The sequence below is a fragment of the Dolichospermum sp. UHCC 0352 genome, assembly GCF_009711925.1.
GTDB classification, from domain to species: domain Bacteria; phylum Cyanobacteriota; class Cyanobacteriia; order Cyanobacteriales; family Nostocaceae; genus Dolichospermum; species Dolichospermum lemmermannii.
Map to the genome: position 1 here is coordinate 1 of NZ_VIKY01000106.1, position 14,937 is coordinate 14,937.

General features: G+C 38.9%; 9 protein-coding genes and 1 pseudogene. 7 read left to right on the plus strand and 3 right to left on the minus strand.

Translation table 11 applies throughout. From position 1 onward, the window contains the following. Positions 1 to 47 precede the first annotated feature (47 nt). The 5 genes and pseudogenes from FJR06_RS06975 to FJR06_RS06995 all read left to right on the plus strand — a co-directional run bounded on the left by FJR06_RS06975 (position 48) and on the right by FJR06_RS06995 (position 4,667). Entirely contained in the window at positions 48 to 1,586 is a 1,539-nt protein-coding gene (locus tag FJR06_RS06975; RefSeq protein WP_168651107.1) for an AAA family ATPase, read from the plus strand. Positions 1,587 to 1,884: 298 nt separating this feature from the next. Beyond that, positions 1,885 to 2,397 (plus strand): hypothetical protein, encoded by a 513-nt coding sequence (locus tag FJR06_RS06980; protein WP_168651108.1) that lies wholly within the window; start codon positions 1,885 to 1,887, stop codon positions 2,395 to 2,397. Between the two features lie 17 nt (positions 2,398 to 2,414). Continuing rightward, positions 2,415 to 3,206 (plus strand): YdcF family protein, encoded by a 792-nt coding sequence (locus FJR06_RS06985; RefSeq protein WP_168651109.1) that lies wholly within the window; start codon positions 2,415 to 2,417, stop codon positions 3,204 to 3,206. A 71-nt stretch (positions 3,207 to 3,277) separates the two neighbouring features. Beyond that, positions 3,278 to 3,910 (plus strand): annotated as a pseudogene (locus tag FJR06_RS06990) (Uma2 family endonuclease); the annotation flags it as partial. Between the two features lie 190 nt (positions 3,911 to 4,100). Further along, entirely contained in the window at positions 4,101 to 4,667 is a 567-nt protein-coding gene (locus FJR06_RS06995; RefSeq protein ID WP_168651110.1) for a Uma2 family endonuclease, read from the plus strand. A gap of 5 nt (positions 4,668 to 4,672) precedes the next feature. On the opposite strand, the gene FJR06_RS07000 is transcribed toward FJR06_RS06995, so the two are convergent. The 3 genes from FJR06_RS07000 to metH form a co-directional block, all read right to left on the minus strand. Further along, complete coding sequence (locus FJR06_RS07000) at positions 4,673 to 4,915, minus strand: DUF4351 domain-containing protein (protein ID WP_168651111.1); 243 nt, start codon at positions 4,913 to 4,915, stop codon at positions 4,673 to 4,675. 17 nt (positions 4,916 to 4,932) lie between these two features. Continuing rightward, a complete protein-coding gene (locus FJR06_RS07005) occupies positions 4,933 to 7,614 on the minus strand; it encodes a DNA methyltransferase (protein WP_168651112.1) in 2,682 nt (893 codons plus the stop codon). Positions 7,615 to 7,911: 297 nt separating this feature from the next. Continuing rightward, on the minus strand, positions 7,912 to 11,445 hold the full coding sequence (gene metH, locus FJR06_RS07010; protein ID WP_168651113.1) for a methionine synthase: 3,534 nt from the start codon (positions 11,443 to 11,445) through the stop codon (positions 7,912 to 7,914). 213 nt (positions 11,446 to 11,658) lie between these two features. Between metH and purC the strand changes: the two genes are divergently transcribed. Continuing rightward, complete coding sequence (gene purC, locus FJR06_RS07015; RefSeq protein WP_015083391.1) at positions 11,659 to 12,402, plus strand: phosphoribosylaminoimidazolesuccinocarboxamide synthase; 744 nt, start codon at positions 11,659 to 11,661, stop codon at positions 12,400 to 12,402. A gap of 50 nt (positions 12,403 to 12,452) precedes the next feature. Then, positions 12,453 to 14,855 (plus strand): BamA/TamA family outer membrane protein, encoded by a 2,403-nt coding sequence (locus FJR06_RS07020; RefSeq protein WP_168651114.1) that lies wholly within the window; start codon positions 12,453 to 12,455, stop codon positions 14,853 to 14,855. The last annotated feature ends 82 nt before the right edge of the window (positions 14,856 to 14,937 follow it).

Below are 14,937 nucleotides of genomic sequence, written 5' to 3' on the forward strand. Positions count from 1 at the left end.
TTTATCTTCCAAATGCTTCGCCCCTACTAACAACTAACAACGAACCAATGACACAAACCAATCTCCCAAATTTAATTTCACAAATGTTACAACCAGGATTTTATCCTCATTCTGTAACAGAACCAATTCAATTAATTCAAACTCATATTTCCTATGTCCTCCTCACAGGAGATTATGCTTACAAACTGAAAAAACCAGCCAACTTTGGTTTTTTAGACTTTTCCACCTTAGAAAAACGACAACATTTTTGTCAAGAAGAATTGCGCTTAAATCAACGTGGTGCAGGTGAATTATATTTAGAAGTTCTACCCCTAACTTTAGTTGGTGAACAATACCATTTAGGGGGAACAGGAGAAGTTGTAGAATATGCAGTAAAGATGCGTCAATTTCCCCAAGAAGCCCTTTTTAGTGAACTTTTTGCCAGTGGAAATTTGCAAGAAAGTCATTTGGAAGAATTGGGAAGAGTTGTCGCTCAATATCATGCTGGATCAGTCACAAACGATTATATTCGTAGTTTTGGGGAAGTCTCACAAATACGATTAGCAATTGATGAGAATTATCAGCAAACTCAAAACTATATTGGTAGACCTCAGACACAAGAGCAGTTTGAGGCAACAAAACAATATACAGATAACTTCTTTGTCCAACATCCAGAACTATTTAAAAGCAGAATTGACAATAACTATATTTGTGAATGTCACGGCGATTTACACCTCAGAAATATAGCTCTTTGGCATGACAAAATTATGCTATTTGACTGCATAGAATTCAATGAGCCTTTCCGGTTTGTGGATGTTATGTATGACGTAGCATTTACAGTTATGGATATTGAAGCCAGAGGAAGAAAAGACTTAGGAAATGCCTTTTTAAATGCCTATGTAGAGCAAACTGGAGACTGGGAAGGTTTACAGGTATTACCTTTATATTTAAGCCGTCAGGCTTATGTGCGAGCTAAGGTAAATTCCTTTTTATTAGATGATTCTAACATCCCGGCTGCGGTAAAAGAAGAATCTGCAAAAACCGCATCTGCATATTATCGTCAAGCGTGGGAATATACTAAACCCCAACAGGGAAAACTGATTTTGATGTCGGGTTTATCTGGTGCTGGTAAAAGTACCACAGCTAAATATTTAGCCCGAAAACTCAATGCAGTTCATCTCCGTTCTGATGCTGTGCGTAAGCATTTAGCAGGAATTCCCCTCTTAGAAAAAGGTGGGGATGAAATCTATACACCGGAAATGACGCAAAAAACCTATAGCCGATTGTTAGCATTAGGAATTATACTGGCTAATCAAGGTTGGTCTGTAATTTTAGATGCCAAATATGATCGTCAGGATTTACGGGAAGCAGCTATTTCTCAAGCTACACAGCATCAATTACCTGTACATATTATCAACTGCACCGCACCGTTAGAAGTTGTCACAGAACGACTGCTGAACCGCACTGGTGATATTGCTGATGCAACTGCTGATTTATTAGCATCCCAAATCAAGCAATCTGAACCATTTACAAATCAAGAACAACCTTATATAAGAGTTGTAGATACAACTCAACCGCTAGACACGCAATTATCAGAATTGATTTAATTTTTGTCTAGGAAGTCAGGGTTTAGGATTGCTCGTAAGTGTCAAATTAACGTAAAATTCATAGCCCGTCGGGGAATAAATTCCCTGTCTAGTAGCTCAAGTCATCTAAAGATGACTAAAACAAACCAAAAATTTTTAGTGTACGTTAGTACACTTTTCTCGTTCCCATACTCTGTATGGGAATGAATTCTAAAAGGCTCTGCCTTTAATAACATTTGAGGCAGAGCCTCCATGATAGCATTCCCAGTCAGAGACTGGGAACGAGATATAATTATTCTTTCTCCTGACTCCTAATCTTATGGCACCAAAAAATAATCTGCTAGGCGATATTTTCTCTTCTTCACCTAACTTTCTTTCTCAACTGTTGTTTGGATTATTCTTATTTATTATCTCCAGAATTGCTCATGCTTCAGTTCCTCTGAGTCTATTCATAGCTATTATGGGTGGTGTTACTTTGGGGTGGTTCACATTTGCCAATGATAATAGTCCTGAACCTGCTACTGTCGCATCTAATGACGGTATTGATGCTGGATTAAAATATTGGTTGTTTTTTATGATGGGCTGCCTTTTCCTCGGTTATTCAGCCCCTGTGAGTATTGTGTTCGGTGCTATTGCTGGAGTTGGTGGTGGCTGGATAATTGGTTGGTGGCGCAGTGAGGAGGCGTTACAAACACAATTATCTGAGGAGATTGTGGAAGAAGAAGAGACAGAACAGCCCAGTGAGAGAAATGCGAAAAGACGCAAAAGAAAACCTACTAAACGTTTCCGTCGGGAATCTGCAACTTTCAATTTTCGCTTTTGGGAAAAGTAATTAATAATTAACTAATTATGTTTTTATATTTATCTAAAATCCTACCACTATTTTTTTACCCTTTGGGATTGGCAAGTGTGAGTTTAATAGTGGCTTTAGTAACTTTACGAAAACGTCCCCGGATTGCGACTATAGCTATTTCTTTATCTTTAGCTTTATTGCTAATATGTAGTAATGCTTGGGTGGCTAAATCCTTGGTACGCAGCCTAGAATGGCAAAATATCCCTGCAACTCAAATCCCCAATGCTGAAGCCATTGTAGTCTTAGGTGGTGCAACTAAATCAGCAACTTGGCCACGGGTGACAGTAGATTTAAGTGAAGCAGGCGATCGCGTAATTTATGCCGCACAACTTTATTTTCAGAAAAAAGCCCCTATAATTATCCTTAGTGGTGGCCGGATTGATTGGCGCGGTAGTGGTTCGCCAGAATCAGCAGATATGGCAAATATTCTTACATCTATTGGTGTTCCAGCCACAGCAATTATTCAAGAACCTGATTCTTTCAATACTCATGATAATGCTGTCAATGTCCGTAAAATTCTTGAAGCTCGCCAAATCAAAAAAGTATTATTAATTACATCAGCAGCCCATATGCCGCGATCGCTCAAAATTTTTCACCGTCAAGGTATGGATGTCATTCCCACACCAACCGATTTTCTTGTTAGTCAAGGTGAATTTCAAGAACTTACCAGCACTCCAAAAGCCGCAATTCTCAATTTACTCCCTGATACTGAAAATTTAAACCAATTCACAAGTGCATTAAAAGAATATATTGGTACTTTTATTTATTGGTTACGAGGTTGGTTATAATAATTCATGAAATCAGAATTAATATTCCCAAGTACAATCAAATTAACTTTAAATAACAAGGAGTGGAAAAGATGTTGTTAGAATTAAAGCGCATCCATGTACCACCAGGACAAACAGTAATATTGCAAGATGTCACCTGGACAGAATTAGAAACTATTCTTGAAGAATTAGGAGAACATCGTGCAGCGCGAATTGCTTATGACAAAGGAATATTAGAAATTATGGCACCATTACCAGAACATGAAGACGATAAAGAAATTATTAGTGATTTAGTTAAGGCTTTATTGGAAGAATTAGACATTGAATTTAGATGTCTTGGTTCTACCACATTTAAAAATCAATTTATGGAAAAAGGGATAGAACCTGATCAATGTTTTTATATTAAAAATGAAGCTTTAATTCGAGGAAAAAAGCGATTAGATCTAACAATAGATCCTCCACCAGATTTAGCCTTAGAAATTGATATTACTTCCCGCACTCATGCAAATATTTATCAAGCCTTAAAAGTTCCAGAATTATGGCGTTTTGAGAATAGTAATTTAAGAATAAATATCTTACAAGATGGGAATTATCTAGAATCTCAGTCAAGTTTAAATTTTCCTAATTTACCTTTAATTGCAGTAATTCCCCAATATCTTCAACAAAGTAAAACCGCAGGGAGAAATGCGACACTTAAAGCCTTTAGAAATTGGGTAAAACAGCAACAGTTATCCTCTGAGTCTAAGAGGTTGTTTGAAAAGTATTATATCAAACCAGTAATCTCCAAAAACCTAACCCCCCTACCCCCCTTCCCTGCAAGGGAATGGGGGTTTTAAAGCCTCTCCCCTTGCAGGGGAGAGGTTTGGAGAGGGGTCAGTCTATACATTCAAAACTTTTCAAACACCCTCTAAATAAATGACAACAACATTTCTGGCAAAAATCATTACCATAGAAGAATTCTTAAAACTGGGTTTTATTGATGAGTCACCACCATGGGAATATATTAACACAGAAGCAATTCAAAAACCTATGGGCGGAGGTAAACACAGTTTATTACAAAAAAGATTAGTTGCAGTAATTGACACAGCAACAAGTGATTATGAAGCATTTCCAGCACTGCGGTGTAGCTGTGGTAATCGTTCCGTAGTTCCTGATATTGCAGTTATTGATAATAATCAAATACCATTAGATGAAAGCGGTGATATTATTAGCAGTGGGATTAATTTTGCACCAGATTGGGTAATTGAAATTCTGTCACCGGCTCAAAGTCAAACCAAGGTAACTGGCAATATTTTACATTGTATTAAACATGGTACTAAACTTGGATGGTTACTTGATCCAAGTGAGCGTTCAATTTTAGTTTATCAGCCTCATAGTTTACCAGATTTATTAATTGGAACAGATATATTACCAGTTTTAGAAGGAGTGAATTTAATCATCACAGTTGAGGAAGTATTTGCTTGGTTGCAAAGGAAAAAGTGATATATTTAACCCTCAAAAATAACTTGATTATTCAACCAAACAACCAAATCAGCTTTGCTGGTAAAATCTAACAACGCTAAACCTAAATTCTCCAAATCTTCCACAGACAACTTATTAATTTTTACTTGCAAATCCTGACTAACTCCACCTATACGCCGTTCAAGTAGACGCATGACGAGATTGAAAATTACCTCATAACGAACTTCTTGATAATATCTTGTATTTTTTAAATCACTAATACTAAACATTCTTGCTAACTCCTAGTTTAATTGGGTGCATATAGTCCAACAATTTTGATTCCCTGTTTTTCTTTTTCTGCTAGTTCTAAATTCAATGTCAGCAGTTTTTCTAATATGTCATCTTCTGGGGTGAATTTATAAGCGTCCATTACCAGTTTATCTAATTGTTGATGGAGTTTATAAAGTTGACTGCTGGGTTCGTTGAAGAATTTATTATATAATGTGGTGATTCCCCATTGTTTTGTTTCCATTTGTTGAGTTCGATATTGATGGAGTTCTTCGGCTTTGGTGCGGATTTTTTCTACTATTTTTATATCTGCTGTTTGCGGAAATGGGAAGGTTTCAAAACAGGTTGTATTAGTGTAGCGAGTGTCACCTTTTAAAGTTGAACTTTGCGCTTTTACCCACATTCGATGTAAATTAGATGTGAGAATCCCCAAAATATAAAAATCATCTGAAGCAATTACCATATTAGCTTCACAAGGTAAAATAGAAACATCCACAGGTGTAAAAATCACCCACTTAGCAATTTTTGGTAAAGCGAAATAATAAGATAGAGAAGACATTGCTTGTCTCATAGCTGGTCTTTTTTCACCAAATTTCCACCAATTAATTCTTCTTGCGTCTCTACGGTTTTGATCTCTTTCTGGTTTGACTTTTTCCTGTACACGATGAAAAGGTAATTGATATTCACTTGCTTCTTCTATGGATAAATCATTAAAATCAATTACCCAATCTAATGTTAAACAGGGATTAATTAAAGTTTTACCATCAATCATGGGTTTTAAAACATCTACATTTTTAGAGTCAATTTTTATCCATTCTCTAGCTTCTTTTTCAGATATAATAAATCCTTTACCAGATAATTCACAAGATTGAAAAGAAAAGTTTTTATTGGCTTTTAAAATTTCAGCTTTATTGACTGATATCTCACTTTTTAAAGAAGAGGTAATAAACGGAACTTCAACACTATCTAAAAAGTTTTGTTTTTGTTTTTCTTTTGTCCAATTAGCAATACTCACATGAACCGCAGCATCTCCAGACCAAGTTTGAGTAGAAATTGCATCATGAATAATTCCACCTTTACTAACAATATAATCTAAACTGGCTTTTCTCCCAGAAACCTGAGCAATAGAATTTGTACCGACTAATCCTGCTCTACCTTTATTATCTAATAAATCAGCAGCTTTTCTAAACCAAAATACACAAAAATCTGGCTGTCCTTTAACATCTGGAAAAGCTTTATATAGCTTCTCTGCATATTCATCTCCTAATTCTATTCGTAGTTTTTTACCACCTAAAAATGGCGGATTTCCAATAATAGCATTTGCTTTTGGCCATTCACGAAATAAAGCATCTTGACAAACAATATTATTATCTAAAGTATCTAAAGGTAAAGCAGGTTCAGTTAACTGTAAATTATCAATAGCAATTTTTCGCGCTATCGTCAAAGTCACCCTTGCTAACTCTACCGCAAAAGGGTTTGTATCTATGCCATAAAATTGTAATGGTGTTACTAAACCCATTTGCATTTGTTTATCTTTTGATTTACTCAAAGATTGAATTTTTTCTAATAACAATGTTTCAATTCTTTTTAATTCCTGATATGCTATATAAAGAAAATTACCAGAACCACAAGCAGGATCTAAAACTCGATAACTTTGTAATTCTATTTGCAGTGATGAAAGTTCTTTAACTGTATTTGCTGATTCTATCCTATCTTCCCAATAACGGCTAATGGTGGGGCGGACAATTTTCATAATATCCACTTCGGAAGTATAATGAATTCCCCTCGCGTGACGTTCTTTTTTATCTACTGTTCCTTCAAATAAATTACCAAAAATAGCCGGACGGACTTTACTCCAATTTTCTCGCGCTGATACATCTAAAAAATTTAATTCTTCTCTGGTTAATTCAATTGCATGAATTTGGGAAAATAAACCGCCATTAAAATAATCTACACCTTGATAACGTCCTGCGGGGGTAATTCCCGGTTGATTCATTTCTCGAAATAAACCACCTAAAACATCATAGGAACTTGCACCATTCATACAATCTTGAACACAAGAAATGAACATATCACGGGGTAAAAGTTGTCTATCTTCCGCAAACATTGCTAAAACACATTGTAAAATAAATCTCTGTCCTATTAACTTTTCAATTCCCCTACTTTCTAACTCTAATAATAATTCTCCCATACGTCGGGCGGCGCGTTCTGTCACTTGTACCTGGTTATTTTGGAATACAGGGGTTTTTTGCCCTAATTCCATAAATACCAATGCTCCTGCGCGGTCTGGCAGTTGTTCCAGGGTAATTTTATCTACAGGTGTATATAATTGAATATTAAAATCAAAGATCCAAAATTCATCAAAGTTGCATAAAATCACATATTTAGGACGATTTGGGACTAACCGCATCCAATAATCAAAGGCTTGGGAATAATGTTTATTTAAGTCTTCTCCGCGTTTTTTCATTTCAATTAAAACGCGGGGTTTCCAAACTAAATCAGCAAAGCCTGTTTTTCCGGTTTTACTACTTTTCTTAATTGCTTCCTCATAAGTTGCACCAGCTTCTAAAGCACCTTCATGGCCAAAGGCACGAAAAAAGCGGTCGAGAAATGTTTGTGCTTCTTTGCGTTCCTGTCCGGTGATATGTTGGTTACAGAATTGTACGAATTTAGATAAACTTTCTGGTGTTGCTGATGTCATGAGAATAAAAAATATAAACCACCACTTTTAACTTTTAACTTTTGACTTAGAGGGTGTTTTAAAAGTATTAGATGAAACCGATAATCTCCAGAAACCTAACCCCCTTCCCTACCTCTCCCTAACCCTCTCCTACGAGGAGAGGGAAGCGGAAAAACTTTTGTTAGCTGGAATGGGGGTTTCAAAGCCTCTCCCCGCGTCGGGGAGAGGTTTGGAGAGGGGTTTATTTATACATTAAAAACTTTTCAAACAACCTCTTGTAAACTCCCCCTCCATTACAAAACGAAGGGGGATAAAACATTAAGCCGTGAAATACTTAGCCGCAGGGTGATAAGTAATAATCGCTGTAGTGGACTGTTCAGGATACAATTGCTCACTTTCATCCATCTGCATCTTCATCCTATCAACCCCCAACAACTGCAACTGCTTAAACTGATCCTGAATATTCGGACAAGCAGGATAGCCGAAACTATACCGAGAACCCTGATAACGCTGCGCCAACATATCCCGAATATTATCCGGTTCAGAATCACCAAAACCTAACTCCCGGCGGATTCTAGCGTGAGTCCATTCAGCCAAAGCCTCCGCCACCTGTACAGCCATACCATGAAAATACAGATAGTCAGTGTATTTATTATCGGCAAATAGCTTTTGTCCAAACTCCGTTGCAACTTCCCCCACAGTCACCGCTTGCATAGGGAAAACATCAATAATTCCCGACTCCTTCGGTGCAAAAAAATCTGCAATACATAACCGATTAAAAGACCTCTGACGGGGAAACTCAAAACTAACTCTTACCTCCGCGTCCTCTGCGTCTCTGCGGTTCGTTTCATAAATCAACAAACTATTCCCCACAGACTGACAAGGAAAATAGCCATAAATCACTTGAGGATGTAATAAATTCTCCTCAATAATGCGCTGTTTCCACTCTTCCAAAACTGGATAAACCTTCTCACCTAAAAACGCCTGATATTCCTCCTTAGATTGTTCCTTGGGCTTGCGGAATTGCCATTGTCCAGCCACCAAAGCTTGCAAATCTAAATACCAGAATAACTCCTCCAAAGAAATATCATCAGGTTGTAAAAACTGCGTACCCCAAAAAGGTGGTTGTGGACGTTCAATATCTACCGCTACCGCTTCAGAACGACGGGTATCTTTTTCTTTTGGTTCAACAGGTGTTTTATCTTTAACAGGATTATCTACTGTTTCTTGATGTCCATTAGTTGATTCTTCAACTTCATCCAAAAATCCCTGGAAATTATCCCAATTACCTGCTGTTTTTGCAGGCATTAACTTATCCATAAAATGCAAATCAGAAAAAGCATCTTTGCCATAAATAACCTTACCTTTGTAAGTACCTTGGCAATCCTGATTCACAAATTTAGGAGTTAAAGCAGCACCACCTAAAATTACCGGGACAGTAATTCCTTTTTCATTAAAAGTTTGTAAATTCTCCTTCATGAAAGCGGTGGATTTTACTAACAATCCACTCATGGCAATACAATCAGGTTTGTGTTCTTCGTAAGCCTGAATGATGTTTTCTACAGATTGCTTAATTCCCAGGTTAATCACCTTATAACCATTGTTAGATAAAATGATATCTACCAGGTTTTTACCAATATCGTGAACATCACCTTTTACCGTCGCAATTACAAAAGTTCCCTTCGCATTATTCCCAGATTCCGACTTTTCCATAAACGGTTCTAAATAAGCAACCGCAGCTTTCATGGTTTCGGCAGATTGTAATACAAAAGGTAATTGCATTTGTCCAGACCCGAACAATTCACCAACAACTTTCATTCCGTCTAACAAGAAAGTATTGATGATTTGTAAAGGAGGATATTGTTCTAAAGCTTTTGTCAATTGGGTTTCTAAACCAATGCGTTCACCGTCAATAACATGACGTTTTAAACGTTCTTCAATGGGTAAACTGGCATCAATTCCCGTATTCCGTTTAGTTTTGACTCCGGCAAAAATTGTGGTTAATTCTCCTAAAGGATCATAAATGCAGACATTACCATCAAATTTACGTTCATCATAAATTAATTGCCGACAAACTTCTTGATGTTGTGGTTCAATCTTAGCCAGTGGTAAAATTTTACTCGCGCTGACAATTGCTGCATCCATGCCCGCTTGCATAGCTTCATGCAAAAACATCGAGTTTAACACCATGCGCGAGGCGGGATTTAAGCCAAAGGAGATATTGGAAACGCCCAACATGACATGACATCCGGGCAATTCTTGGCGAATACGGCGAATTGATTCAATGGTAGCTTTACCATTTTCCCGATCTTCTTCAATCCCAGTAGAAATCGGTAGAGCTAAAGTATCAAAGAATATTTCTGTAGGCGCAATCCCATATTCTAAAGCTTGACGGTAAGCCCGTTGGGCAATTTGAAACTTTTTCTCTGCTGTCCGCGCCATACCATCTTCGTCAATTGTCCCAATAATGACACCAGCACCGTATTTTTTAGCTAATTCTAGCACTTTCAAAAATCGGTCTTCGCCATCTTCATAGTTGGTAGAATTGAGTAAACACTTACCACCAGCTACCTTTAACCCCGCTTCCATTTTTTCCCATTCGGTGGAATCCAGCATTAAAGGTAAAGTTACATTATTGACAACACGAGAAACTAACTCGTGCATATCACGTACGCCGTCACGTCCCACATAATCAACGTTAATATCAAGGATGTGTGCGCCTTCTTTTACCTGACTCCGCGCCATTGAGACTAAACCATCCCAGTCTTCAGCGTTGAGTAAATCACGGCATTTTTTAGAACCACTGGCGTTAAGACGTTCACCGATAATCAAGAAAGAATTTTCTTGTTCATAGGGTTGAGTCGTATAAATTGATGCGGCTGATGGTTCTAAAATTGGTTGTCTAACTTTTGGTTTTAACTCGTGAGCAATTTCCGCCAATTGTTGAATATGTGCTGGTCGTGTCCCACAGCAACCCCCAATCACTTGGACACCCAAATCTTCGATAAAGTGCATTAACGCCATGCGTAATTCTATGGGCGTAAGTCTGTAATGTGCTTGACCGCCGACGTTTTCCGGTAAACCAGCATTGGGAATACAGGAAACTACGAAGGGGGAATGTTCTGATAAATACTTGATATGTGGTTTCATCAAGTCGGGACCAGTGGCGCAATTTAAGCCGAGAATATCAATGGGGTAAGATTCGAGGATAGTAACTACGGCGTTGATTTCTGTCCCTACCAGCATTGTTCCCATGCTTTCCATAGTTACAGACACCATTAAGGCTCTTCTTTCCCCTTTTTTGGCAAAAACTTCCTCAATCCCATTTAATGCGGCTTTAATTTGCAGCACGTCTTGGCAGGTTTCTACGAGGAATAAATCCACACCACCATCAAATAAGGCTTCTGCTTGTTCAGCAAAAGAGGCTTTCATGGTGTCAAAATCAATATGTCCCAAAGTGGGGAGTTTGGTGGTTGGACCAATAGAACCAGCTACAAATCGGGGTTTTTCCGGGGTGGAAAATTCCGCAGCCACACTTTTGGCAAGTTCGGCGGCTTTCTTCGTGAGATAGTAAGCTTGGTCTGCTAAGTCATATTCTGCTAAAACTATGGACATAGAGCCAAAGGTATCAGTTTCAATGACATCAGCGCCAGCGGCGAGAAAATCACGGTGAACCTTAGCGACGGCTTCGGGTTTGGTGTGGACTAGATACTCGTTACAGCCTTCATATTGTGCGCCTCCAAAATCTTCAGCGGTAAGATTTTGGGTTTGCAGGTTTGTACCCATTGCACCGTCAAAGACGATAACGGGACGTTCGGGACTATGTAGGTGTTTGAGAAAGGGATGGGTCATAATTGTGTGAAAAAATAGAGTTATTTTTGTAATACTAGACTTAATTTACAGCAGGAGTCAGAAGTCAGGAGTCAGGAGTCAGGAGGAAGAAAATTATTTACCAATTACCAATTACCTGTTCCCTGTTCCCTGTTCCCTGTTCCCTGTTCCCTACTTAAAATAGTGAAACTTTCAGATTTAAGCAGTCCATTACCGAAAACAGTATCTACTACCATGTCTGTTAATTCTAAACTCTACGAAGGCAAAGCCAAAATTCTTTACGCAACAGATGATCCAGAGATTTTGTTGGCTGATTTTAAAGACGATGCTACAGCCTTTAATGCTCAAAAACGGGGCAGCATTCAAAACAAGGGCATGATTAACTGTAGTATTTCTAGTCAACTGTTCCAACAATTGGCAAAACAGGGGATTAAAACTCATTTTATTGATAGTCCAGCCCCCAATTTGATGAGAGTCAAAGCTGTAAAAATTATCCCCTTAGAAGTGGTGGTAAGAAATATTGCGGCTGGTAGCCTGTGTCAACAAACTGGGTTAGCACTAGGGACTGTGTTATCACGGCCTTTGGTGGAATTTTATTATAAAGATGATAATCTAGGTGATCCTTTACTGACAAGCGATCGCTTATTTCTCCTAGAATTAGCCACACCGGAACAAGTTGCTCAAATTACTCATCTTGCATTGGAAATCAACGAATTTCTGAAGCAGTTTTGGGAAAAATGCCAAATTACCTTAGTGGACTTTAAACTTGAATTTGGCGTAGACTCCCAACAGCAAGTGCTTTTAGCCGACGAAATTAGTCCCGATACCTGTCGTTTATGGGACATAGCCGAAACCGATACTAACCGCCGCATTATGGATAAAGACCGTTTTCGTCGGGACTTAGGAAACGTAGAAAATGCCTATCAGGAGGTTTTGCAGAGAGTATTAAAAGTAGTAGAAAGCTCCAAAGCCGAGTAAGTAAATTTTCCAGTGATTAACAATAATGGTGTGTGGTAGTGAAGAGAAATATGATTAAAAAACATTTAACACCCGGATTAATGGCCATGGTAGCCATGACCGTCCCTTTAGCAATTTCTGTCAAAGCAAATGCCCAAACGACTGATAGTCACCCACAGACCACAGACGTTTTGACAGTAGCAACAAACCAGCCAGAAACACAGAATCTTGTCAAAGGTGATGCTAGTGAAAATCCAGCATCTTATCCCCTGGTAGCACCAATAGTTGGAGAAAGAGAATCTCACAAATTTTCCCCTCTTATTAAAGCTTTAAAGTCCAACTCAACATCAGTAGATCAGGGATCTTTAATTATACCCAACTCCACAATAGTTCCCATTACAGCACAGGCTGAACCAACTCAGAAAAAACCAGATCCTTCAAAAACAGCCCCCACAACCATAAAAAAGGGATCTGAGGTTGTCCCCAAACGGACAATAGTTCCTAAAAAAACACCAGTTCCCCTAGTAAAACCGACTCAACCTCCTGCGACTGAATCCAATCAAGACAAACTAAATCCGCCAACAGTAGCACCCACACCCAATCCAGAAGCAACCGAAGCCCGCGTATTGGTGTCTGAGGTAGCAATTAAATCAGAAACAGGACAAATCACCCCGGAACTAGAAACCCAAGTTTATAAAGTAATTCGCACCCAAGCTGGACAAACAACCACCCGTTCCCAACTGCAAGAAGATATCAGTGCGATTTTTAGAACTGGGTTTTTCTCCAATGTCCAAGCATTTCCAGAAGATACCCCCCTTGGTGTGCGGGTAAGTTTTATTGTTACCCCCAATCCCATTCTCTCTAAAGTAGAATTAGAAGCCAACCCTGGTACGGGTGTAGCCTCTGTTCTTCCTGCTGCCACAGCCAACGAAATATTTAGCAGTCAATATGGCAAAATTCTCAACTTGCGGGAATTAAACGAAGGCATTCAGAAATTAACCAAACTTTATCAAGACCAAGGTTATGTACTTGCCAACTTAGTTGGAGCGCCCAAAGTCTCAGAAAATGGCGTTGTCACCCTCCAAGTGGCAGAAGGGGTTGTAGAAAGCGTTAACGTCCGATTCCGGAACAAAGATGGTGAGTTCGTAGACGACCAAGGCAAACCAATTCGCGGACGGACAAAGGATTATATTATTACACGGGAATTAGAATTAAAATCAGGAACAGTATTCAATCGGAATACAGTACAGAGAGATTTAGCGCGAGTATATGGACTTGGATTATTTGAACCACCTGATACTGAGCCTATATCCCTTGCTCCTGGTAGTGACCCCAGTAAGGTAAATGTACTAGTAAATGTAACTGAGCGTAATAGCGGTTCTATTGCTGCTGGGGCGGGAATTAGCTCTGCTAGTGGTTTATTTGGAACTATCAGCTATCAGCAGCAAAACCTGGGGGGCAGAAATCAAAAATTGGGGACGGAGTTACAGTTAGGAGAACGAGAACTACTATTTGACCTGCGCTTTACTGATCCTTGGATTGCTGGTGATCCTTATCGCACTTCATATACGACAAATATTTTCCGTCGTCGTTCTGTTTCCTTGATTTTTGAAGGTAAAGATAAGAGTATTGATACCTTTGATCCTAACAATATTACGGATACAAATCAACAAGATCGCCCTCGGATTACCCGCTTAGGTGGTGGTGTCACCTTTACCCGTCCCCTTTCCCGCAATCCTTTCAAAAATTCCGAGTGGCTGGCTTCCGCTGGACTCCAGTATCAACGGGTTTCCGGTCGTGATGCTGACGGTAATTTGAGAAAGGAAGGAGCGATATTTGATAGTAGTGGAAGTATCATCAGTGATAGAACTCCTCTCACTCTTTCGTCTTCAGGAGAAGATGATTTATTACTATTGAAGCTGGGCGCACAAAGGGATCTCCGCAATAATTCCTTACAACCCACCAAAGGTTCTTTCCTCAGCTTTGGAGTTGATCAATCTGTACCTATAGGCACAGGTAGTGTTTTTATGACTAGGCTTAGGGGTAACTATAGTCAGTATCTACCGATTAAATTACTTAGCTTTAGCAAAAAACCCCAAACTTTGGCATTTAACCTGCAAGGGGGGACAATCTTTGGGGATGTACCTCCCTATGAAGCCTTTACCATAGGTGGTAGTAATTCAGTTCGCGGGTATGATGAGGGCAGATTAGGCACGGGTAGTAAGTATGTCCAAGCTGCTGTTGAATATCGCTTTCCGGTTTTCTCGGTTGTCAGTGGCGCACTATTTTTTGACTATGGTAGTGACTTGGGAAGTAGTACCCAATCTGCACAATTGTTAAAGAAAAATGGCAATGGCTATGGCTATGGTTTAGGTTTGCGGATACAGTCTCCACTTGGACCAATTCGCATAGATTACGGTGTCACTGATGAAGGTGATAGTCGGATCAATTTTGGCATTGGGGAAAGATTTTAAATTGGTCAGTAGGGGCGAAGCATTTGGAAGATAAATTATCGGTCATTGCAAAAATAGTTCTCCAAATGCTTCGCCCGTACAG

Excerpts from the sequence above, each read along its gene's own strand:
- FJR06_RS06975 (WP_168651107.1), top strand. The coding sequence starts at position 48 with ATGACACAAACCAATCTCCCAAATTTAATTTCACAAATGTTACAACCA.
- FJR06_RS06980 (WP_168651108.1), top strand. The coding sequence starts at position 1,885 with ATGGCACCAAAAAATAATCTGCTAGGCGATATTTTCTCTTCTTCACCT.
- FJR06_RS06985 (WP_168651109.1), top strand. The coding sequence starts at position 2,415 with ATGTTTTTATATTTATCTAAAATCCTACCACTATTTTTTTACCCTTTG.
- FJR06_RS06995 (WP_168651110.1), top strand. The coding sequence starts at position 4,101 with ATGACAACAACATTTCTGGCAAAAATCATTACCATAGAAGAATTCTTA.
- FJR06_RS07000 (WP_168651111.1), bottom strand. The coding sequence starts at position 4,915 with ATGTTTAGTATTAGTGATTTAAAAAATACAAGATATTATCAAGAAGTT.
- FJR06_RS07005 (WP_168651112.1), bottom strand. The coding sequence starts at position 7,614 with ATGACATCAGCAACACCAGAAAGTTTATCTAAATTCGTACAATTCTGT.
- metH (WP_168651113.1), bottom strand. The coding sequence starts at position 11,445 with ATGACCCATCCCTTTCTCAAACACCTACATAGTCCCGAACGTCCCGTT.
- purC (WP_015083391.1), top strand. The coding sequence starts at position 11,659 with ATGTCTGTTAATTCTAAACTCTACGAAGGCAAAGCCAAAATTCTTTAC.
- FJR06_RS07020 (WP_168651114.1), top strand. The coding sequence starts at position 12,453 with ATGATTAAAAAACATTTAACACCCGGATTAATGGCCATGGTAGCCATG.